The following is a 23,565-nucleotide window of genomic DNA, read 5'->3' as shown; positions in this document are numbered from 1 at the left end:
TTCTTTTTTTATCAACCTTTGATAATGCAGTGATATGCGGTTTTTCTTTAACTTTTAGAATTTAAATTTCCTCTAATATTATGGAGTTTTACTAATAATTGCCATATTATACTATCTTTAAATCTACTAAGTTCCTGTAATAATTGACTTACTTGATCTTCTCTCTCTTGATTTAATTGTGTAATTTTTACTTCGTACTCCTGAACTTGGTTTTTGTAGCCCTGAATATGAGCCTCGTACTCCTGAACTTGGTTTTCGTAGCCCTGAATATGAGCCTCGTACTCCTGAACTTGGTTTTTGTAGCCCTGAATATGAGCCTCGTACTCCTGAACTTGGTTTTTGTAGCCCTGAATATGAGCCTCGTACTCCTGAACTTGGTTTTTGTAGCCCTGAATATGAGCCTCGTACTCCTGAACTTGGTTTTCGTAGCCCTGAATATGAGCCTCGTACTCCTGAACTTGGTTTTCGTAGCCCTGAATATGAGCCTCGTACTCCTGAACTTGGTTTTCGTAGCCCAGAATCCTGTTTTCGTAGTCCTGAACACGGCTTTCGTAGCCCAGAATCCTGTTTTCGTAGTCCTGAACACGGCTTTCGTAGCCCAGAATCCTGTTTTCGTAGTCCTGAACTCGGTTATCACAGTCCCCCTGTATCTGCTTTATGTGGGCATTTTTCTTTGAAATCAGGGTGTTAGATATATCAATACAACAACTGCGTGTGCTTTTAAGGTCACCTAAATCTCTATTTGATGCAATTGCAACATAGTATACTATATTATTATCATCTTCAGTGAAATTAAAGGAATTCTCATCTCTTTTCATCTTAAAATCGATGGCATTAAAGTTCCCTTGAGGATATAGACTCCAAAGAAGTGATCCTGCTAATACCCTTTGCCCAAAGAACGCAACATCCGAGAAATAATTCTTAAGAAGATGTTTAAATTCATTGAAATAGAGTTCTTTTACATGAAATGGATTGTGATAATCAGGTTCATCTGTATATACCTGTTTATTTGGTGTTGAGATAATAATCAGCCCATCCTTTTTTAAAAGCCGTTTTATTTCAGAAACCAGCTGTTCATGATTCTCAATATGTTCCATTGCTTCAAAACAGACTATGACATCAAAAAGTCCTTCTCCGGGGATTGGAACATTGCATATTGATCCTTGGATATATTCAAGATTTGCTTTAAAGTAACGGTTTTCAGCATGTCTGACTGATTCTGGATCAATGTCAATTCCAACAACTTTGCTTGCTTCTCTGGCAAGTATATAACTACCATATCCTTCACCTGATGCAAGATCCAGGACATCTTTGCCACGAACAAGGTGCGATGCAAAGGCATAACGATGCAGGTGTTCATAATGTATCTCTACATCCCAAAAATCAATATAAGGTAAATATCTTTCTCCAGTCCAATCTAACATTTGTAACACCTAATTATTTTCTGATCCTATTATTATTCCATCTGAAAGATTTACAAATCCTTCAAATTTCATTTTAGATTTAATATTTAATATTAGTTCATCTTCAAATCGATCAAATCTTTCGATTTCATTAGAATTATTATCAGCAAGAGCAACTGCTGGTGTAATAAAATAAATACCGGAAGTTAATATACCATGATATTTGAAAGACACTTTTAATTGTTCGTTCCTCTCTAAAGATTTAATATCACATTTTCCCCATAACGTGTTGATTCCCGTTATCGTAACGTGCTTATTTCGAACTGTTGTACCAACTGTTATTGGTTCATTAATAGATTCATTTGCCTTAATTATCATGTGGATATAAAAATAATCTCCATATTCAATTGAAGAAACTGATAATCCCTTCTCATCACATATTTTCGCTTCAATAATTTCAATCCTACGGGTCCCGGTCCTTATCTTTGGTCTTTCTAAATTCTGACTCACTTTTGGATTAATTGGACATAACAATACAGGCCATCCCCACCCTCCCCAGCAGTAACTGATATCCTGCTGGGAACCCTCAGTAATAAACCGGATAATTACATCTTTTCCCTCATATGCAGAAAGACTGATCATCTGGTTATGCCAGCCCCGGTCGGATGTATTCTCATGAGGTTCAAGGACATGAGAAAAAACCACATCATCATTGATTATCACAGAGAAACGCATCCCATGAGCAATAAAATCGTATGCACTTGGATAAATACCGATCGCAAATGATAACATGGTCCCAGGATTTACCGGAACACGGTACTGTAACTCAGAAGGGGGATGAGCAAAGATTGTTCTTCTTGGTGCATTTTTTATATCAACTCGCAATTCCCGAATACTTTCAGGTGTCTGGATCTTCTTATCCGCTTTTGCCAGGTGATCAATGAAATTATATATTGTCTCCCAATTCTCATCCGGTTTTTCTCCATACTCCTGAAGATTGGCTTCATAATATTTCTGCTCACGTTCAGCAATCAAGGCTAGATATTTATTTGCAATCATCGCTGAATCCCCTAATTCAAGCATACGTCCCCCATCCAGAATCATTGCATGATCACACAGGCCCCGGACTGCTTCAGTATCGTGACCAACATAAAGGATTGTTTTTCCGGATTCTTTCATTTCGTGGATCTTACGAAAACATCGATGCTGAAAAAGTGCATCCCCGACAGCCAGTGCTTCATCAACAATAAGAATATCTGCATTTACATTCACCGCAACAGAGAATGCAAGTCTGGCATACATACCTGATGAATATGTACGGAGAGGTTGGTCGATAAAATCACCAAGTTCTGAAAAGTAGATTATATCTGACATCCGCTTATCAACCTCCTCTTTCGAAAGACCCATAATCGAGCCATACATGTACACGTTTGCTCGTCCGGTAAACTCCGGATGGAACCCGGCACCTAATTCCAATATCGCAGATACTTTCCCCCTTGCCAAAAAAAAACCTCCGGATGGCTCTAATACTCCGGCAAGGATTGAGAGGAGAGTACTTTTTCCTGACCCATTCTGCCCGAGAATGCCGAATGTAGATCCTTTGGGCACGGTAAAGGAAATATCTTGGAGTGCCCAGAATTCCTGATAATATTTCTTTTTACCGAAAGAAACATAATCAAGTAGTCGTTTTCCCTGAGATGGATACAATTTAAACATCTTTGAAAGGTTATTTACTTCAATGGCATATTCATTCATATTAATTCACCAAACCCCCGCTTAACAGAGCGAAATATATATAGAGAGAGAGCGAAGAGCACAATTGTAATAAGTATAATAACTCCCATATTCATCATATCAGGAAATGTATTATAAAGTAGTGAATCCCGATAAAATTCCAAAATATAATACAGGGGATTCAGATAGAGTATCCACCTGATCTCTTCAGGCACAATGGTAATAACATACACAATTGGAGTAACCCAGAACCACACCTGAAATACTGAATTTATTATCTGTGGAATGTCCCTGAAAAAAACAGTTGCAGCTGAGAACAGGAAAGAAAAACCCAGAGTAAAAAATATTTGTAGAATGATAAGAAAAGGTAGAATCAGAACCATAATCCCCGGAATTCCCTTGAGAGTAAAAAAGATCAGGAAATATATCAAAAGACCGATTACGAGGTTGATTGATTCTGATATGGTAATATAGATCGGAAATATCTCACTGGGAAATGGCACTTTTTTGATATAGTTTTTATTATCAATAATTGCCTGGGATGCTCTCATTACCGTGGACTGAAACGCAACCCAAGGAAGAAACCCTGCAGCGAAGTAGAGGGAGAAATCAAAGATACTGTCACTTCCTGGAATTCTCATTTTTAAAAAAAAACCAAAAACAATGATATAAATGATTAATGTAACGAGAGGATTGATAAATGACCAGTAAATACCAAGAAGAGAACCAACATAGCGTTGTTGTAGGTCTCTTTTAACGAAATTCCATAATAAATTACTATGATTAAAAATTGCCATCTTAAAAACTTCCTAATTAGGGGATAATAATATCCGTGATGAAGGATTAACACCATCAAACATTTTTGTAAACAATACTAAATCTCTTGAAATTGCTTTACATTTAGTAAGAATTTTATTCAACCCCGTCGAATTAATTTTTCCATCAAAGAACAGTACCTTCGGCCCGCATAATCCAACATTGGGAAATAATTCTAATTCATGAACTAAATGCAAAAGACAATCCGGATCAAGTTCTGTATCAGTATTGAGAGTAAAAATATATTCACCCTTCGATGCCCGAATGCCAGTGTTTACTCCGCCTGAAAATCCGAGGTTTTTTGAATTTTTTATTATCAAAACCCAAGGGAAATTTTTTGCGACGTAATCACAACTTTCGTCAACAGATCCATTATCAACAAATATCGTCTCTGTATTGGTGTAAGATTGATTCTGAACTGAATTGAGACATCTCTCCAAATATTGAAGACCGTTATAATTTGGAATTACAATGCTGACTAATGGAAATGAATTTATTTTTAACTTATTCATATCAATTTTTTGTATCATTATAAAAATCTTTTATTATTGAATGCGAAACCAAAAAAGCAGTGTCGGATACTAGAAATTTGAAAATGAGCATGGCTAATATACCTTCTTTTTTTTACCATTAAAAAAAGGCCCCTGAGCGCATCCCACTTAGATTGGATTGCAATTTTCCCTTTTCCATGAAATGTATAATAAATAATTATTCCGATTGTCCGCCCAATTATCCATGGCATAGATAATAACAATAACCATAATGGAAAAACCTTGACTGGATACCAGAGAATATTTCGATTTCCATAATATATTGTAATGTCGGAATCAACCCCGGCTGTTCCTCCGTGATGATGAAACACCACGGCATCTGGTATGTATCTGCATTTCCATCCTGCACATTGTACCCGGAAGACAAGATCGACATCCTCCATAAATAAAAAAAAATCATCATCAAATTCACCAGCATCAAAAAAAGTCTCTTTTCTAAACACTGCTGCTCCTCCACATGGTCCGAGGATATCTTCAGAATTGTTATATTGTCCGGTATCTTCTTCTCCCATTCCCCGGTCCCAGGCTGCTCCGGATAGCGAGAAACATATACCAGTAGAGTTAATTCTTCCATCTGGATACAGCATTTTCGGTGCATACATCCCATAATTAGGATATTCAGATATTCCTTCATGTATTTTTATTAGGAATTGTGGGTGGAGCGTTGTGTCAGTATTCAGGAAAAGAAAAAAATCACCTTTTGCTACCCGGGCACCATCATTACACCCTCCTGCATATCCGCGATTCTGATGATTCATGATTATTTGAACATCTGGATATGTTACACGAACAAACGATACACTTCTATCTTTTGATGCATTATCTACTAGAATTATTTCAAAGTCCTGAAATTCTTGGGCAAGTATAGAGTCAATACATGGTCCAAGAAATGCAATCCCGTTATAGTTCGGAATAATTATACTGAATGTGACCATGTTTCATAAGTTTTTGTCACTGCATTGATGATAGCAGTATTAAAGATCTTAATATCAAATTCAGATGCTCTCATCTTACAGGCTTCAAGATATGTTTCCGGATGACGGGATATTTTTTCCACTGCCTCAATAATTGATTTCACATCAGGTTGTATTAACTTCCCGCATTCCGGGGTGACAGTCTCAACAAATCCCCCTTCTGCAACGGCGATAACTGGTTTTCCACTCGCCATTGCTTCTAATGGAGTAATTCCAAAATCTTCATCAATCGCTGTACATATGAGTCCTCGGCAGTGTGAATAAAGATTTATTAATTCAAAATCCGGAATTTGACCAAGAATTGTGACGTTGCTATGCGTATCGGCGATTCTTCTGATATATTGAGAGTACGGAGCTGCATGATCTCCTGAACTTGTACCGCCAACAATGATCAGGTTTTGGTCAGGCATATGGGAGAATGCTTCAATCTGAAGATCAATCCGTTTTTCCGGATAAAGACGATTTACTGACAACCAATAGTTCTCACACTCTCGACAGGAATAAAGGGACGTATCAACTGGAGGGTATATGACAGGGGCTTCACGGAAGTAATATTGTCTGATTCGTCCTTGAACATTTTTCGAATTTGCAACAATGCCATCAATTTTCTTTATTGATTGCCTATCCAGGACTCTCATGACCGATGCCCAACTCGAGAATGCGGTTCTAATCGGATATGGGAAGCGATTTTGAAAAACCGGGTACAGATCATAGAGTGCCCTTATTGGTGTATGACAGTAATAAAGTGAAGGATTATGATTTCGGGAGGCATGATGAGCCCAGTTTCCACTAAAAACAAACATATCATACTTATCTGACAGATCGCTCTGCCAAAACAGTTTCGCCGCTCCCATCTGTCTCAAAAAAGGCTTTTCTGATACTTCTCCTAATGAATGAGTTTTTTTCAAAGGATCAAACCATTCTGGCATTGAACAATCAGTAGTATAGATATCTGCATGAAGGCAATTTGCAATTGCCATAACCACTCTTTCACCCCCGCCAATAGTTGAAAAATAGTCATGAAAAATAGCGACTTTCACACAAATCTGAATTATTAATCGGTGTAATGAAGCATAAATGTTCATGCAAGAGCCAAGATATTATTATGATTTAATCTAACACTTATTATACCACCTCATTGATGACTTGTGACGATAAAAGGAATTATTCTTGCCGGAGGAGCAGGAACTCGACTGTACCCTTTGACAAAGACAATATCAAAGCACCTGCTTCCGGTTTATGATAAACCTCTGATTTATTATCCCCTCTCCATTCTCATGTTATCCGGGATAAAAGAGATTTTGCTCATCTCTACCCCTCGTGATCTTCCACTATATGAGGAACTCTTTGGAGATGGGAAACAATTAGGCCTCTCTCTTTCTTATGCAATCCAGGAGGAGCCACGAGGACTCGCAGATGCATTTATTGTTGGAGAAAAGTTTATTGGTTCTGACCGGGTTGCCCTGATATTGGGTGATAACATATTTTATGGTCAGCACTTTTCTGAAATTCTCAAACGGGCTGTGGCACATGAAAGCGGAGCAACAATTTTTGGATATTATGTCCGAGATCCCACAGCATTTGGTGTTGTCGAATTTGATTTGGATGGAAACGCCATCTCAATTGAAGAAAAACCCCAAAAACCAAAATCCCACTTTGCTGTTCCTGGTTTATATTTCTATGATAATGACGTAGTATCCATTGCGAAAAATCTGAAACCCTCAGCACGTGGAGAAATTGAGATTACTGATGTAAATAAAAAATATCTGGAAAAGGGAAACCTGAAGGTGGAACTTTTTGGTAGAGGGATGGCATGGCTTGATTCCGGGACTCATGACTCTCTCCTTGAAGCCGCTCAATTCATAGAGACAATTCAAAAAAGACAAGGACTGTACGTAGCCTGTATTGAAGAGATCGCATACCAGCAGGGGTATATTACCCGCAATCAACTTTTAGAGTTGGCAAATTGTCTGGATAAAACTGAATATGGCCAATACCTGATTGCTCTTGCCAATGGAAATAGAAGGGAATAAATGGGAAAAATTACCGTAAAACAAACAACTCTTGATGGAGTCCTTCTTATGGAACCCCAGTTTTTTAAAGACTCGCGGGGATTCTTTGTGGAGAGTTACAATAAAAATGATTTCTCTCAGGCAGGTATTATTGACGAGTTCGTCCAGGATAATCATTCAAAGTCGCAAAAAGGTGTGCTTCGTGGTCTTCATTATCAATACCCTCATGCACAGGGAAAACTGGTCCGTGTCCTAAAGGGTTCTATCTATGATGTAGCGGTAGATATCCGGGTAGGATCCCCAACCTTTGGAGAACATTTTGCAGTAATCCTCAGTGAGGAACATCCAGCGATGCTTTTTGTTCCAACCGGGTTTGCGCATGGATTTCTTGTTTTGCAGGATAATACTGAAGTGATGTACAAAGTTACTGATTTCTATTATCCTGTGGGAGATGCAGGACTCCACTGGAATGATCCAACCCTTTCCATACCCTGGCCCCTTGACGTTATTGGTTTAAAATCTCCAATATTATCTGAAAAAGACACCATTCACCCAACTCTTGCTGAACTTAAATCACCTTTTCTATACAACCAGGATTAGAAGATCATGAAACTGCTCATTACTGGTGCCCATGGTCAGCTTGGTCAGGATATGACGAATTTATGTAGAAGAAGTCGATATGAAGTCCTGCCATGTAGTTCCCAGGATCTTGACATCACTGATTATTATACTGTGCTTGAGTATGTGAGTAAAACTCACCCTGATTTCATTGTTAATTGTGCTGCATACAATGCTGTTGATATGGCAGAAAAAGAATGGGAGAAGGCATTTTTTGTTAATGGAACAGGACCGAAGAACCTTGCCCTGGCAGCGAACATGGTCGGTGCAGTTCTGGTCCATTATTCTACGGATTATGTCTTTAATGGTCAGATAGATAGACCATATACAATTGTAGACTTTCCCACACCAATAAGCAAATATGGGGAGAGCAAACTCCTGGGAGAGCAGCAGGTTTTGAGGCATGCACATTCCTATTATCTCATTCGAATCTCATGGGTGTTTGGGTCTGGAAACATGAATTTTGTCAAAAAGGTTCTGGAATGGAGTGAAAAACAGGATTTAATTACCGTTGTCGATGATCAGATATCATCACCAACCTATACTTATGATCTTGCAAAAGCGACTCTTGATCTCATTAAAACCGGTCAATATGGATTATATCATTGCACCAATGCAGGGTTTTGTTCAAGATACGATTTTGCTTCATACATCCTTCAAAAAATAGGATGGACAGGGGATCTTGTTCCTGGAAAAAGTGGTGAATTTAAAACACCCGCCATTCGTCCCAGTTTTTCAGCACTTGATAACTTTGGAATTACCCAGGTAATGGGATACACTATGCCTTCATGGCAGGACGCAGTCGATCGCTTTTTACATGAAATTGGAAGGATATAACATGAATATTCTTGTTACCGGAGTAGCTGGTTTTATTGGCTCAAATTTTGTCTACCAGTACCTCAAAGACCATCCAGGTGACTCCCTAATTGGTTTTGATGCTCTTACATATGCAGGAAATCTTGACAATTTAAGTAATATCCCAGAAGGGGAGAAGAAGAGATTTCATTTTGTGAAAGGAGATATAACGGATCCTGAACAGATCAAAGCTACATTCAATCGCTATGACATTCAGGGAGTTATCAATTTTGCAGCAGAATCACATGTGGATAGATCCATACATGATCCTGCCATATTCCTACGAACAAACATCCTGGGGACACATACGCTCCTTGATGCAGCAAAAACAGCATGGCTGAGGGATGGAAAATGGAAAGAGAACACCACATTTCTTCAGGTATCCACCGACGAGGTCTATGGCGCACTCGGCCCGGATGGTCTCTTCAGAGAGACAACTCCACTTGATCCCCATAGTCCCTATTCAGCAAGTAAAGCAGGATCAGATCTCATTGTAAAAGCATATCATGATACCTTTAGCATGCCTGTGGTCATCACCCGATGCTCGAATAATTATGGGCCATATCAATTCCCGGAAAAACTCATCCCTTTGATAATCACCCGGGCCTTGGATCATCAGTCCATTCCGGTATATGGAGATGGCCGACAGATCCGCGACTGGCTCTATGTCATGGATCATTGCCGTGCAATAGACCTAGCTTTTCATAAAGGAAAAGCGGGTGAAGTATACAATATCGGTGGTTCAAATGAACGGGAAAATATCTTTATTGTAAAGACAATATTGCAGTTTCTTAGTGAAATGACTGGAGATTCGGATATCAATGAAGACCTGATATCGTATGTTACCGACAGGCTCGGTCATGACCGGAGATATGCAATAGATGCCTCAAAAATCCAGCGGGAATTAGGGTGGGTACCAGAAACTTCTTTTGAAGAAGGAATCCGGAACACAATCCAATGGTATCTGGTACATCGAAATTGGGTGAAAAGTGTGATCTCCGGTGAATACCAGAGTTTTTACAAGAAAAATTATGGATGAGCCAGTAAATAACTTTCTCATTTCTCGTTATCACTGGAGGAAGACAAATGGGTAAGACAACTCTTGTCAGAGAATTTATTCGCTCCAGACCTTCACTTTCCTTTTTTTGATAATCACAAAAAAAAAATTATAACAAATCTGATGATATCCTGCAATTAATATCATAACAGATATGGTCTCTCAGAAACTTCCCATTGGAATACAGTCTTTTGAAAAGATCCGAACCGGTGGGTATGCATATGTTGACAAAACGCCCTTTATTTCTGATATCGTTCGGAATGGATCATACTATTTTCTCTCCCGGCCTCGCAGGTTTGGAAAAAGCCTGTTTATTGACACCATCGATTGTGCCTTCTCTGGGAAAGTGGAACTATTTTCTGGATTATATCTTACAACTCCTGAATCCGGATGGGATTTTGAGAAGGTGTACCCTGTCCTGCGAGTTGATTTTGCTGGTGGAACCTTTAGAATCGAACAGGATCTCATCGGAAGGCTTGACCGGATATTAGACCAGTGGGAGGAACAATACCAAACCGAAAAAACTCACGGTTCTCCTGGAGAACGGCTTTTCTATCTTATTCCAAATATTGCATCAAAGACAAAAAGCCCAATTGTGATCCTCATCGATGAATATGATAAACCAATTCTTGACAATCTTGAAGATCCATCTCTTTCGGCTAAAATGCGTGATATTCTCAAGGATTTTTACGGAGCGATAAAACCACTTGATCTTCACCTGCGATTTGTATTCCTGACCGGGGTCTCAAAATTTGTAAAAACAGGGATTTTCTCAGGCCTGAATAATCTGAAAGACATCACCATAGACACACGATATTCATCTATTTGTGGATACACGGGACAGGATCTAATCAACGTTTTTGGCGACAGGATCTCTGGGTATGACATTCATGACATCTCCAGATGGTATAATGGGTACTCCTGGACCGGTGAATCTGTCTACAATCCTTTTGATATCCTTTTGTTTCTGGATCAGGGTATATTTAGACCTTATTGGTTTGAGACCGGAACACCGTCATTCCTCATAAAAATCTGGAAAACTGACCCTCGCCTCCCTGCAGATTATGATGGATTAATAACCGGTGAAGAGATCCTTGGCTCATTTGATCCGGAACACATCAGAATGGAGACACTTCTCTTTCAGAGTGGGTATCTGACTATAAAAGAATGGTCTGCGGATCTTGTCCGGGGTCTTCGGTGTGTGCTAGGATTTCCAAATATTGAGGTTCGGACTTCATTAAATACACTCTTCTCTGAAGCACTGAGTGGAAGAAACGCTCCCGAAAATCGTGATCGTCTTTATGCTCTCCTTGATGCGGGCGATATATCCGGATTACATACTCTGTTCCATGCTTTTTTCGCCTCGATTCCTCATGATTGGTATCGGAAAAACCATATCTCCCGGTTTGAGGGATATTATGCGAGTGTTATATATACGTATTTTGCAAGTCTTGGATATGAAGTAATACCAGAGGACACTACAAATCTTGGGCAGATAGATCTCACAATAAAGACGAATAAAGCAATTTGGTTGTTTGAATTTAAAGTATTAGGATCAAATCGGGAAAAAATAGAAAACCCACTTGAACAACTTCGGAAAAAAGGATATGCAGAGAAATATCGAAAAGATATTCTCCCTATATATGAAATTGGAATTGTTTTTGATCCAGAAAGCCGAAACATTGTGAGATGGGAGGTTCAAGAGCCAGAGAAATTGGGTATGGGAGAATAGTATGAAAAATATTGCATTTTTATCATAAACCAATAAAGGAAAATCTGGTATAATTTATCCCAAAAATCCGCAGCCCTCCCGTTCACAACGCAGAAGCATCATACTTACATGGAGCGCAGTAAAGATTAATTGTAGTCCGATTATTACGCTGGTAAGTGATAATACAGCGTTGGTAATCTGCATAAGTGGACCTGTAGTTGTCACATAATTTACTAATATATACAATCCACTCAAAAAACCTGCAGCCATAAAGATAAACCCAATAACCAGAATCTTCTCTAATGAATGGTATTTAAGAATACGGGAAAACCATGGACCACAGTCATCTAACCGGTGTGTTACACTATATGATTTCATCACAAGCCCGGAAAAAAGAAACTGCAGGCCTCCGAGCATGAAAATGTCTCCCAGAATAAATGAATGAAGGCCCTGTAACTCTACAGTTCTGGAAAAACTTACTACTCCCATGAGTAATAATCCGGTGATGATAAAGACAAGTCCGGGTACAATCAAAAATCTCAATGGACGTAAGAGTAGAATGAACCGTATATGTCGCCATCCATCTGCAAAACTATGTAATTTCGAAGGGCTTTTTCTGGGATAGTAGATAATTGGGATTTCCTCAACAACAAGACCTTTTCGTGCAGCTTCAATAAGCATTTCAGATGCAAACTCCATCCCTCCTGTATGCAACTGTAATCTTCCCAATGCTTCTTTGCTAATTGCTCTCATTCCACTATGTGTATCACTAAACCGGGAATGAAATGTAAAATTGAGTAACCTGGTGAGAAGAGGATTCCCAATATATTGATGGAGCCATGGCATTGAATTCGGCAGAATTTCTCCTTTTAATCGGGACCCTATGACTAAATCTGCCTTTCCACGGATTATTGGTTGAATCAGTTCTGGAATAATGGAAAAATCATAGGTATCATCAGCATCACCGATAACAATGATTTCTCCATGTGCATGGGAAAAAGCTGATAAATAAGCATTTCCGTATCCCCGTTTCTTTGGTTTGATGACCCGTGCCCCATGTTCACGAGCAATCTCCGGGGTGGCATCGGTTGACGAATCGGCTACAATAATCTCATATGAAATATTTTTTTTCAGACATCCTGCTTTCACTTTTTCCAGACAGGAACCAATCGTATCTTCTTCATTCAGAGCCGGGATGATAATCGAGACAAGTGGAGTCATTTATCTAAAACCTATACATTCATTTTCTGTCATATCTATGATAAACCATTCTAATCTTCGTTTAAGAAGACCAATTCATTTTTTAATAACATACCTTGCCCCGCATATGATATGAACACATACTGTTATTATTCTGTCAAGAACCGCAATAGTCACCCCGGTAGCAAGGGGGATTCCATATGATGAAAAAACAGCGGTGAGTCCTCCTTCAACCAGACCAATTCCCGAGAGTGTAATTGGAACAAGAGCCAGAGAACTAACCAGTGATTGCAGGATGGTAATATCTACTATGGGTAGTGAGTAACCCAGAATTTCAGCAAGTAGTATGAGCCGAAAACCATGCATGAATGCTATAAAAATAGTCCACATGGTTGCGACTGGAAGAATGAGTTTCGGGTTTGTAAGTCTTTTTAAACTCGAATGTATTTCAGATCCAAATTGATGGATCCTTTGTAAAGATGGCCGGTTTAAAAAGGTCAGCCCTTTTTCCATGTAAATCCAGGACATACTTAAAAGGAATACCGGTATAATTGAGATTATGATAAAAATTATAGTCATTTCCTGAGGAAATAAAGAAGAAAAAAGAAGGACGGCCAATCCGCAAAATATAATTTTACCAATAAAGTCACAATATCTGTCCAGGATGACCGATGCAAGACCCACGCTTATTGGGATGTGATCCCTGACAAAATAAGGTCTTGTCATATCGCCAATTCTTCCGGGAGAGATATCCGAAAGTAATATTCCTGCTGAAAATGCTAAAAATGATTCATTTATGGAGATTTTGTAATTCATCGAACAGAGGAGATAACGCCAGCGAAGAGATAAAAGAAAAAGTGTCAAAACATAAAGAAAAAAAACTGGAATAAGTGATATCAGGGATACGGAGTGGAGTTCGGATATTATTGATTGAAGGTTACAAGACCATACCAAAAATGCAATGAGAGTTAAACTGATGATTACTTTAATGATGAATAATTCGTTTTTTCTCTCTTTGAAGATTTGAAAAAGAGATTCAAATTTCATGGTCCGTGTTTAAGATATTATAGAGAGCCTGGTGATGTAAATGCCTTTTTTCAATGATTATCTGAATCCTGTATGTGAATAAAGGATATTGGTGCACATGTTAAAATGTAAAAATTTTCTCCGAATGACTTATTATATGGATTGTCATCCATTATCAACTCAGTGAAGATATATTATCTCTCAAAAATAAATGTCCGGTATTTGTAAAGGTTAAAAATGGTCGCATAAGAAATGTATTTCTTTTTTTGGACACATAATGCAAAAAGGAATGCTATCAACTATAAACAAAAAGCTCAAAATAGTCTGTGATGACGTTGGACTTGTCCTGGGTGCGAGCTCATTCCACCTATCTTCTCATCCTTCTTGTATTATTATCATCGTTCACTGGGTTGTGGTTTCGGTTTCTGCCAATGGAGTATCTTGGCGACGGTCCTGTTCAAAAGCTCATTTTTATGGATACCTGGTATTCGATGAGGCAGATTGAGCAGATTACAGCTAATTACCCTGAATATGCATGGTTTGATCCAATGACTGCATATCCAACAGGAAAAGATGTTGACTGGGGTCCCTTGTTCCCCTTCCTGTGTGCAACTCTCTGTGTTCTTTTGGGGGCAGTGACTCGACCTGAAAATATGGTTATGGCATCATATGTTCCCCCATTACTATTTCTTATACTCGTCCCGGTCATGTGGTATCTTGGAAAATTGACCGGTGGAGAAAGAACAGGGTGGATCGCAGCAATAATCGTTCCAATCATTACAGGAGAGCTTCTGTACCGTTCATTTTTTGGGTACCTTGATCATCATCTGACTGAAACGTTGTTCTCAACCCTGTTCATAACACTCCTCCTTGCCCTTATTCTCACGATCCAAAAAGAAAAAACGATAATTTATTCAACAAAAAGCCTGATTCTTGCGGGATCTGCAGGATTTGCGTATTTCCTAGGAATTATGAACATTCCAACCATGGTCCTCTTTCTGGGCATTGGTGCCATAATCCTTTTTATTCATGCGATTTACGTCCGGAATTATAAAGAACTGTCATCTCTTTTCATTCATTTGTGTCTATTCTGGCTCGTTTTTTCTTTATTTTTCCTCTTTCTGGGAATAAATTTTGATGGATTATCTGTGCATCGTTATACTATTGTTCATATTTTTATTGCAATGGTGCTCCCTGTACTTGTTGGGATTTTCGGTCTTATTTCATATGTCTGTGACCAAAAACCAGTTAAATACTTCTATGGCGGAGTAATTGGGACGATTATTGGAGGGTATGCTGTATTTGTAATGGGATTCCCATCCATTCACGATCAATTTGTTAATTATTTAAAAACATTTTTCTTATTCCCGTATGCAGATTCATTCATTAATGAAATGCAGATGTGGGAACCGGTTCGTGCATGGTACTCATATAATATCGCGTTAATCCTTGCGTTTCTGGGAATTTTAATCTGCCTCATTCAACTGTTCCGTTCGTATCATCCGGTACGTATGGGAGTCCTCGTCTGGGGTCTGATTATTCTCTTTGCAACCATCATGCATCTCCGGTATGAGTATTATGCCAGCGTCGTCATTGTTTTGTTTGCAGCGATTACCCTGAGCACGCTTTATACAAAAATCACCGAGTATGAACAGCCCTTATCCAGATCAAAAAAAGATACTGAGAAAAAGCATCCATTATCCATCCGGGCGATGAGTGTTGTTTCCATTCTGATTATCCTGATTGGAGTTTTATCCGCACAGACGATATTTATTATCACTGACACCCAGATCGGCCAGATCTCCATTAGTAATGACTGGGCTGACTCTCTTCTCTGGCTTTCTGACAACTCCCCGGAGCCTGGTATTATGTATGACAAAATCTATGAAAAAGCAAACTTTACTTATCCGGTGGAGTCATATGGGATCCTCTCTTGGTGGGATTACGGGCACTGGATTACATTCCTGAGTAAAAGAATACCAATAACTTCACCTTTCCAGGATAATGTCCCCCCGGTTGCAAAATTCCTGTCTGCACAATCTGAAGAAGATGCGAATACTCATGCCGCAGAAGTAGGAGCAAGGTACGTCATAACTGATTATGCAACCGTTACGTTAAAATTTGCAGCACTCCCCCTTTGGGCATATGGGAAAGACAGCATATCATCATACCAGGAAACATATTACCAGCAATCACCCGAATCAGGAAGGTATGATCCAATCCTCGTATTAAAACAACCATACTTTATGAGCACCGCATCGCGGTTGCACCTTTTTGATGGTTCATACACTTCCGGATCAGGAGGCACTCTTTTAACAATCGATCAAAGCCCATTGAATGATGGAATCCCGGTAATCACAAGTGCTGGCGAGATATCTGCACATGATGCTCAAAATTTGGCCCCCTCATCCCAGCGTCTGGCAGGATCAATTCAGTTCACAAAACCCATAACTGATGTCCCAGCACTTGGCCATTACCGACTGATTTATGAATCACCCACAACGGTTGCATCAGATGATGTACGCCAGATTAAAGAAGTAAAGATTTTTGAGCGGGTCAATGGCTATACTCTGCCTGGCACCGGAACGATTGAGCTTCCTCTCACTTCAAACCAGGGACGCAATTATACCTGGCAACAAAAGAGTTCAAACGGCTCTTTCACACTTCCCTATAGCACACAGAACAATCCGTACGAAGTTCGTGCAACCGGACCATATCGGATAATTGAAACTGGAAAAACAGTGGAAGTTTCAGAAGATCAGATAACCTGATCCTCATACTCTTTTAAAATCATCTTCAGATCGTTCGATATCGTCCTCTTCAAGGTATTCTCCGATCTGAACTTCTATTACTTCAAGGGGAATTTTTCCTGAGTTTCCAAGACGGTGCATTACTCCTGCGGGAACAAAGGTGCTCTCACCTGGTCGGATAAAGGAATGAGTACCATCAAGTTCAACATCCGCAGTTCCATGAACAACGACCCAGTGTTCACTTCGATGATGATGTCGTTGCAAAGATAATCGATTACCTGGGTTTACCGTGAGTCGCTTTATCTGAAAGCCTGGTCCGGTTTCTAGGCCGAGATATGATCCCCATGGCCGGTAAACCAACCGGTGTATTTCTGTTATTGGATTACCTTGTTTTTTGAGATCTTTTACCATATCTCCGACTTTCTCAGCCATATCCCGCCGACAAATTAAAAGGGCATCTGGTGTATCAACGACTACTGTATCCTGGATACCGATGAGTGCCGTTAATCTATCTTTTGTGGTAACAAAATTCCCACATGATTCAATCGCAACACAATTTCCGGTATTCTCACAGGCATCTTTCCCGGAGATTTCATACCATGCATTAAAATTCCCTAAATCAGACCAGCTAGATGTTAATGGCACGACCGCAACCTTATCAGAATGTTCAAGGATACCATAATCGATTGAAATTGAAGGCAACTCATCCCAGATTAACTCTTTTTCAAAAGCATCTGCTATTTCCTGCTGATATGTTCGAAGTTCACTCAAAAATACCGGAGCAGAGAAGAGAAACATCCCACTATTCCAGTAATAACCATCCTGAACATACCGTTCTGCTGTTTTAACATCAGGTTTCTCTTTAAATTCCCTGACGAGATATCCTCCCCCTAATTGAGTTCCAGGAGCAATATATCCGTAACCTGTATGTGGACTATCTGGAACAATTCCGAAGGTTACGATATAATTATCAGCCAAAGGCAACGCTTTTATCAATTCTTCCCCAGCTGAGGCACCAAGCTGATGATCACTGGGAAAAACAAAGATTGACGCGTCCTTGTCTTTTTCTGCGATTTTTTTAACACCCCATGTTATTGCAGGAAGTGTGTTTTTTCCCGAGGGTTCAAGTAAAACCTGGTCATCAGATATCTGATATCCTAACTCAGTAATCTGATTTTTCACCAGGAAATGGTGGAGCATATTTGTTACAACAAAAACGGAACCGGCTTCGCTGTTTTCAAGCGCACGGAGATATGTTTTTTGAAAGAGTGAATGGCCATTTACCTGAAGAAATTGTTTTGGATAATATGTCCTGGAAAGTGGCCAGAGCCGGGTTCCAACTCCTCCAGCCAGAATAATTGTATAAACACCCTTCATCCCTATTACATCACCTTCAAGAACAATGAACCCTGGTATCAAAAATGATGAATGCCCGAAAACATATAGTATGAACGAATATGCACATTCATAAATTTCTGATTATACTCATGCTTCTGATCTTCTCATTCCTGGCTGGATGTATATCTGAGCAGGCTCCACCGCCTGAATCAATTCCCGGGCCTTCTATTATAGAAATTGAAGATATTGCAAGTTCTGGTTCGGTTTTTACTGTCAGTGATGCAACAGGGAGGGAGGTTGAAATTCCTAAGAATATAACCCATATTCTGTGTTCGGGCCCTGGGTGTTTACGATATCTTGCTTATCTTCAGGCGTCAGAAATAACCCTTACAAACAATCCTGAAGAACGATATGTCACCAGATTGGCATGGCTTCCGTACCTTGTAGCTAATCCAGGTCTCCGGGATCTCCCTTCCATCCAGGCTCCGCTATATCCGGCACAGATCCAGTCCCTGTCACCAAAGCCTGACCTGATAGTGCTCATGAATAGTTCAGGACCATATAGTCCGGATGATCTCTCCAGGATGACAAATACCCCTATTCTGGTTCTAAAAGAAGGTGATCTAATCAATGCAAGGGAAGATATGAATTACTCGATCCGGGTACTTGGGCTTATTACCGGAAAAGGTGAACGTGCATCCGATGTGATTCGATTTTTTGATAAAATTATCGATAATCTGAAGAGCAGAGTCTCGACAATTCCTGAATTTCAACATAAGGTAGCATATATTGCTGGTTTTTCGACAGGGTTTAGTACTGGTGCAGATTCAACCGCATCACATTACCACCCATTTGACCTTATTAAAGTTGAAAATGCAGCAGAACAGACAATAAATGGGAATAATGAAGTGATTCAGTTTTCATCAGAACAGATTCGCAAGATGAATCCTGATGCGCTATTCATTGATCTCTCAACCCTCGAAAAGAAAGAGACTGCCATGGATGATTTAGAACGAAATCAGGATTTTTCAAAGATTGGGGCAATAAAAAACGGTGAGGTATATGGTATACTTCCAACTCGCATGTATGGAGAAAGTCATGAAGTCGTACTCATGAATGCATATGGTATTGGAAAATTCCTGTATCCGAATAAATTCATGGACGTTGATCCAAAAACAATGGCAGATTATATCTTCATCTATCTGTATGGAGAACCCATCTTTGAAGAAGTAAATAAGGAGTTTGGTAACCTTGCTTTCAGCAGAATCCCTGTTTTTATGTGATCAGAGTGGTGGCGAATTGTCATTTTCTCCGCTTTTCTGAAATTCTCCTTCCAGGTTCTCACGGGATTTATGTGAACATTTAATCTGGGGCTGTTTTGTTACCTGGAGTGTACCGGAGAGAAGAGATTCGATTTGTAACGTTAGATAATTTTCATACAATTGTTTACGGTATGAATTTTTGAATTGTATCTGAAAAGAATAGATGGGCTCGCTGAGATTCGAACTCAGGATCTCCGCCATGTCAAGGCGACGTCATAACCAGCTAGACCACGAGCCCCCGATTGTGCCTTACAATGTAGCCTTCCTGTACATATATGTGTTTTGATCTGATCTTGAAAAAATGATTAGATCCTGGCAAATTTTGCCGAGTAGATACCTGGCATACCACGGATCGCTTCCATCACACCTTCCGGGACATCTCCATCCACATTGAGGACCATGATTGCCTCTTCTCCGGGTTGGAACCGTCCAACCTGCATACCGGCAATATTGATCTGATGCTCTCCAAGAATAGTAGAGGCGCGACCAATAACTCCCGGACGGTCAAGGTGCCGTGAAATGATTACTGCTCCTTCTGGCACCATGTCCATGGTATATCCGGCGATAGAAACAATTCGTGCCCCACCTTTATAGAACACTGATCCGGAGATTACCAGTTCTGTGCTATCTGTTGTCACCTTCATCGTGAGAAGATTTTTGTACCCGGCGGATTCTTCGGTGGTTGTCTCAGATACTGCAATGCCCCGATCCTTGGCAATGTAGGCAGCATTCACCATGTTTACTGGAAATCTGAGGATGGGATCCAAAAGCCCCTTAATAGCCATATGGGTGATGAGTTTTGTTGACTGCCCTAGTGTTGCGAGGTCTCCCCCATACACCATCTCCAGTTTCTGAACACGGCCATCAACGATCTGGATCATTAGTCTTCCAATGCGCTCACCAAGGGTTGCAAAAGGCTCAATCATTTCATGCTGCTCGGATGGGATAATTGGTGCATTTACAACATATTTTGCATCCCCGCCTCCGAGCACCTCAAGACACTGCCTCGCAATTGAGATGGCCACATTCTTCTGTGCTTCAACGGTGCTTGCTCCCAGATGTGGTGTTACAATGATGTTTGGAATCCCGATGAGTGGAGAGTCTTTTGGTGGCTCCTCTTCAAACACATCTATAGCGGCACCCGCAACCTTTCCTGATTTCACCGCGACAGCAAGTGCTGCCTCATCGATGATCCCTCCACGGGCACAATTGATGATCCGGACACCATCTTTCATGGTGGCTATTGTTTTTTCATTGATGATATGCCTGGTTTCTTTGATAAGAGGTGTATGGACGGTGATGATATCTGCTTTTGTGAAAAGGGTATCAAGGCTCATGGAATCAATGCCCATCTCCGCTGCTTTATCTGGAGAGATGAACGGATCATACCCGATGATATGCATGTTAAACGATGATGCGCGTTTAGCGACTTCACGACCAATACGCCCAAGTCCGACAATTCCTAGAGTCTTCTCATTGAGTTCCACTCCCATGAACTTGGATCGTTTCCACTCTCCTGCCTGCATGGATGCATTTGCCTGGGGAATATTCCGGCAAAGAGACTGCATCATGGCCATGGTATGTTCAGTTGCTGCAAGGGTATTTCCCTCTGGAGCATTCGCCACAATTACCCCATGACGGGTAGCAGCATTCATATCGATATTGTCAACTCCGGCACCCGCTCGACCAATAAACCGAAGTTTTTTGCCTGCTTCAATCACCCGCTCGGTTACCTGGGTACCAGATCGGACAAGCAGCGCATCATAATTCTCAATTGTTGCAACCAGTTCATCTTCAGAAAGCCCGGTGTTCACGTCCACCATGGCATGTTCGCGGAGAATTTCTATTCCTTCTTCCGCGAGTTCGTCACTTACAAGGATGGTATATGTCACAGTACTCTCTTAGAAATTAGAGTGAGATTACTTGATAGTTCGCAGAAATGACTGATCTTTTTTTATGTGAAGGTCTGATTGTTACTATCAGATCAGTTCAAACAAAAATCATACAATTCGTTTTCTTTTATTTTTTGCAGATTGATGAAGGCTAAAAAGTGCTGCATCACTGGTCTTTGTGTCTGCAATATTGTAGATACATACTCCTGTTTTCTTTGCATTTTGAACAAAATTTGTATCTGACTCATTAATTGTATACGGGAAAATATCTACACTGATTCCAATGTCCGAGAATAAATCCTGGAATTCTTCGATCCTATCCATCAGCCGTTTTTCACTTTCCCGAATCACTAAAAGCAGATCAATATCACTTCCTGGAACTGCTTTAAAATGTGCAAAAGAACCAAAAAGCCATACTTCAAGGATATTAGGATAATTCTGAAACCTTTCTGATACTCTAATTAATCTCTCAATAATAAGAGGATAATTAAGCCAGAATATCCTGACAGAATCTAATGATATTTCCTGCACTACTGATTGCTGCATGTGCATCCTCTCTGGTAAAGTGTTCATGGGGTGTGCCATATGTCAATCCGTCCGGATATCGGCTTATTATGTAAAGTCGGTCAAGTCGTTTTGCATGAGAAAGCAGGCCGCCATCGATATCAATTGAATCAATTAATCCAATTAATAATTTCTCTGCAGAATGACCCCAGGCATCTCCTCCGAAATACTGATACAGAGATTTTATAGACTTTTCTGCAGCTTGTTGTGAGATAAAACAAGCCCACTCATAATTTCCTGCCATGCAATTATCAACTGCGGCTTTTAGATCATATTTTGCCTGCACTATCCAATCATGGCTTCGTTCGGGCATAAAAAAATTAAATTTATCTATCAAACAAGGATGTTTGTACATCCCGGTCAACCATGGTCACACACCGGTCATCAGATAACTCATCCCTGATCTCAACCGGATAACACCCGGTCAGGCACCCAAGACACAGGTCATGACGGGGAAGTCCGATACTGTCCACCAGCGAATCAATTGAGAGATAATGAAGACTTGTCGCGGTAATACTTTTCCTGACCTCTTCAACATCTTTATCACTTCCAATTAATTCAGCTCTGGTAGGCATGTCAACACCAAGGTAACAGGGTGCTTTGATGATCGGAGATCCAATTCTCATATGTATCTCTCTAGCACCCGCTTCCCGCATAGTTTCAATTATCCGCCGTGATGTAGTTCCTCTGACGATGGAATCATCAACGAGAATGATTGATCGATCACGAAGATGATCCGGAATTGGATTTAACTTTATCCTGACTGCCCGTTCACGCTTTTCCTGTGTCGGCATGATAAACGTGCGACCCATGTACCTGTTTTTAATCAGGCACTCCATGAACGGAATAGATGATCGTTCTGAAAAGCCAACAGCATAAGCAGTTCCCGAATCAGGAACGGTACATACTGCATCTGCCTTTAATGGATTTTCTTCGTAGATTTGAGCTCCGATTTTTCGTCTGACATCATAAACTAATGAACCATCAATGAATGAATCAGCTCTTGCAAAATAGATGTACTCAAACACACAATGGCCTTTCCGGGAGGCTACCGCAATCTGCTTAAATTTGATGCCATCTTCAGAAATATGGAGCATCTCACCTGGATGGACATCCCGTTCATACTTCCCGTTCAGTGCATCAATAGCAACGCTCTCTGATGCTACTATATATCCGGATTCTGTTCTGCCAAAACAGAGCGGGCGAATCCCATGAGGATCACGAAATGCATAGAGATCCCCGTCAAAGAGCATCACAACCGAGTATGAACCCTTCAGACAGGCCATGCATTTTTTCACCGCGTCTTCAATCGTCCCTCCTTTTCTTATGGACTCGGTGATTATCTTGGAAATGATCTCAGTATCAGAAGTAGACCAGAATATCTGTCCCCGGTCCTCAAACTGTGTCCGAAGTTCCCGATAATTCACCAGGTTTCCATTATGCGCAATAGCAATAACATGCCCGCGAAAGGTGAATAAAAACGGTTGTATGTTTTCAGGCCTGTTTTCTCCGGTGGTCGGATACCTGACATGCCCGATTCCTGCTGACCCTACAAGAGATTGTAGGATCTGTTCACTGAAGACTTCGGAGACAAGTCCGTTGCCCTTGTGTTTGCACAGACCTGAACCGTTAAATGTAGCTATACCGGCACTCTCCTGGCCGCGATGCTGGAGAGCATATAACGCATAATAAAGAGAAAAAGAGACGTCGGCAGAATTCCTGATGCCAACGATCCCGCACAT

Annotated in this window: 20 protein-coding genes and 1 tRNA gene; 7 read left to right on the top strand and 14 right to left on the bottom strand. The window is 40.3% G+C overall.

The genetic code is table 11. The annotated features are described in order from the left end of the window. Nucleotides 1-47: 47 nt before the first annotated feature. Genes KSK55_RS09010 through KSK55_RS08985 form a run of 6 tightly spaced genes read right to left on the bottom strand, consistent with a single transcriptional unit; the run spans nt 48 to nt 6,458 of the window. Nucleotides 48-1,424 (bottom strand): class I SAM-dependent methyltransferase, encoded by a 1,377-nt coding sequence (locus KSK55_RS09010; protein ID WP_218606659.1) that lies wholly within the window; start codon nt 1,422-1,424, stop codon nt 48-50. 9 nt (nt 1,425-1,433) lie between these two features. Then, entirely contained in the window at nt 1,434-3,158 is a 1,725-nt protein-coding gene (locus KSK55_RS09005; RefSeq protein WP_218606658.1) for an ABC transporter ATP-binding protein, read from the bottom strand. Continuing rightward, nucleotides 3,155-3,934: an ABC transporter permease gene (locus KSK55_RS09000; protein WP_218606657.1), complete on the bottom strand. Its 780-nt coding sequence runs from the start codon at nt 3,932-3,934 to the stop codon at nt 3,155-3,157. The genes KSK55_RS09005 and KSK55_RS09000 overlap by 4 nt, the downstream gene beginning before the upstream one ends. A 12-nt stretch (nt 3,935-3,946) precedes the next feature. Then, the gene (locus KSK55_RS08995) at nt 3,947-4,483 is read right to left on the bottom strand and encodes a glycosyltransferase family 2 protein (RefSeq protein ID WP_218606656.1); all 537 of its coding nucleotides are present in this window, start codon (nt 4,481-4,483) and stop codon (nt 3,947-3,949) included. After that, nucleotides 4,483-5,439, bottom strand: a complete 957-nt coding sequence (locus KSK55_RS08990) for a glycosyltransferase family 2 protein (RefSeq protein ID WP_218606655.1) — start codon at nt 5,437-5,439, stop codon at nt 4,483-4,485. The genes KSK55_RS08995 and KSK55_RS08990 overlap by 1 nt, the downstream gene beginning before the upstream one ends. Further along, nucleotides 5,421-6,458, bottom strand: coding sequence for a glycosyltransferase (locus KSK55_RS08985; RefSeq protein ID WP_256663967.1), 1,038 nt, complete (start codon nt 6,456-6,458; stop codon nt 5,421-5,423). The genes KSK55_RS08990 and KSK55_RS08985 overlap by 19 nt, the downstream gene beginning before the upstream one ends. A 168-nt stretch (nt 6,459-6,626) precedes the next feature. Here KSK55_RS08985 and rfbA point away from each other — a divergent pair, with 168 nt between their 5' ends. The 5 genes from rfbA (at nt 6,627) to KSK55_RS08960 (ending at nt 11,752) form a co-directional block, all read left to right on the top strand. Further along, complete coding sequence (gene rfbA, locus KSK55_RS08980) at nt 6,627-7,511, top strand: glucose-1-phosphate thymidylyltransferase RfbA (RefSeq protein ID WP_218606653.1); 885 nt, start codon at nt 6,627-6,629, stop codon at nt 7,509-7,511. Further along, nucleotides 7,512-8,090 (top strand): dTDP-4-dehydrorhamnose 3,5-epimerase, encoded by a 579-nt coding sequence (gene rfbC, locus KSK55_RS08975; RefSeq protein ID WP_218606652.1) that lies wholly within the window; start codon nt 7,512-7,514, stop codon nt 8,088-8,090. It begins immediately after the preceding gene. 6 nt (nt 8,091-8,096) lie between these two features. Further along, nucleotides 8,097-8,945, top strand: coding sequence for a dTDP-4-dehydrorhamnose reductase (gene rfbD / locus KSK55_RS08970; RefSeq protein ID WP_218606651.1), 849 nt, complete (start codon nt 8,097-8,099; stop codon nt 8,943-8,945). Nucleotide 8,946: 1 nt separating this feature from the next. After that, the gene (gene rfbB, locus KSK55_RS08965) at nt 8,947-10,002 is read left to right on the top strand and encodes a dTDP-glucose 4,6-dehydratase (RefSeq protein WP_218606650.1); all 1,056 of its coding nucleotides are present in this window, start codon (nt 8,947-8,949) and stop codon (nt 10,000-10,002) included. A 172-nt stretch (nt 10,003-10,174) separates the two neighbouring features. Further along, the gene (locus KSK55_RS08960) at nt 10,175-11,752 is read left to right on the top strand and encodes an ATP-binding protein (protein ID WP_218606649.1); all 1,578 of its coding nucleotides are present in this window, start codon (nt 10,175-10,177) and stop codon (nt 11,750-11,752) included. A gap of 54 nt (nt 11,753-11,806) precedes the next feature. Here KSK55_RS08960 and KSK55_RS08955 read toward each other — a convergent pair whose 3' ends face one another. Both KSK55_RS08955 and KSK55_RS08950 read right to left on the bottom strand, forming a co-directional pair. After that, nucleotides 11,807-12,952, bottom strand: coding sequence for a glycosyltransferase family 2 protein (locus KSK55_RS08955; RefSeq protein ID WP_218606648.1), 1,146 nt, complete (start codon nt 12,950-12,952; stop codon nt 11,807-11,809). A 75-nt stretch (nt 12,953-13,027) separates the two neighbouring features. Further along, complete coding sequence (locus KSK55_RS08950; protein ID WP_218606647.1) at nt 13,028-13,978, bottom strand: lysylphosphatidylglycerol synthase transmembrane domain-containing protein; 951 nt, start codon at nt 13,976-13,978, stop codon at nt 13,028-13,030. Nucleotides 13,979-14,388: 410 nt separating this feature from the next. Between KSK55_RS08950 and KSK55_RS08945 the strand changes: the two genes are divergently transcribed. Further along, a complete protein-coding gene (locus tag KSK55_RS08945) occupies nt 14,389-16,728 on the top strand; it encodes an oligosaccharyl transferase, archaeosortase A system-associated (RefSeq protein ID WP_256663966.1) in 2,340 nt (779 codons plus the stop codon). Nucleotides 16,729-16,731: 3 nt separating this feature from the next. On the opposite strand, the gene KSK55_RS08940 is transcribed toward KSK55_RS08945, so the two are convergent. Then, the gene (locus tag KSK55_RS08940) at nt 16,732-18,084 is read right to left on the bottom strand and encodes a mannose-1-phosphate guanylyltransferase/mannose-6-phosphate isomerase (protein WP_218606645.1); all 1,353 of its coding nucleotides are present in this window, start codon (nt 18,082-18,084) and stop codon (nt 16,732-16,734) included. A 110-nt stretch (nt 18,085-18,194) separates the two neighbouring features. On the opposite strand from KSK55_RS08940, the gene KSK55_RS08935 reads away from it, so the two are divergent. Next, on the top strand, nt 18,195-19,328 hold the full coding sequence (locus KSK55_RS08935; protein WP_218606644.1) for an ABC transporter substrate-binding protein: 1,134 nt from the start codon (nt 18,195-18,197) through the stop codon (nt 19,326-19,328). 203 nt (nt 19,329-19,531) lie between these two features. On the opposite strand, the gene KSK55_RS08930 is transcribed toward KSK55_RS08935, so the two are convergent. From KSK55_RS08930 to purF, 5 genes are all read right to left on the bottom strand, one after another. After that, nucleotides 19,532-19,605, bottom strand: a tRNA-Val gene (locus tag KSK55_RS08930). A gap of 67 nt (nt 19,606-19,672) precedes the next feature. Further along, nucleotides 19,673-21,259 carry a phosphoglycerate dehydrogenase gene (serA, locus tag KSK55_RS08925; protein ID WP_218606643.1) on the bottom strand — a complete coding sequence of 529 codons (1,587 nt, stop codon included), beginning with the start codon at nt 21,257-21,259 and terminating at the stop codon, nt 19,673-19,675. 108 nt (nt 21,260-21,367) lie between these two features. Further along, nucleotides 21,368-21,805 (bottom strand): nucleotidyltransferase domain-containing protein, encoded by a 438-nt coding sequence (locus KSK55_RS08920; RefSeq protein ID WP_218606642.1) that lies wholly within the window; start codon nt 21,803-21,805, stop codon nt 21,368-21,370. Then, a complete protein-coding gene (locus tag KSK55_RS08915) occupies nt 21,747-22,136 on the bottom strand; it encodes a HEPN domain-containing protein (protein WP_218606641.1) in 390 nt (129 codons plus the stop codon). The genes KSK55_RS08920 and KSK55_RS08915 overlap by 59 nt, the downstream gene beginning before the upstream one ends. 13 nt (nt 22,137-22,149) lie before the next feature. Beyond that, nucleotides 22,150-23,565: an amidophosphoribosyltransferase gene (purF, locus tag KSK55_RS08910; protein WP_218606640.1), complete on the bottom strand. Its 1,416-nt coding sequence runs from the start codon at nt 23,563-23,565 to the stop codon at nt 22,150-22,152.

The organism is Methanospirillum hungatei, from assembly GCF_019263745.1.
In the GTDB taxonomy this organism is placed as follows: domain Archaea; phylum Halobacteriota; class Methanomicrobia; order Methanomicrobiales; family Methanospirillaceae; genus Methanospirillum; species Methanospirillum purgamenti.
Note: the sequence above shows the minus strand (reverse complement) of the source record. Positions and strands in the feature narration are given on the sequence as shown.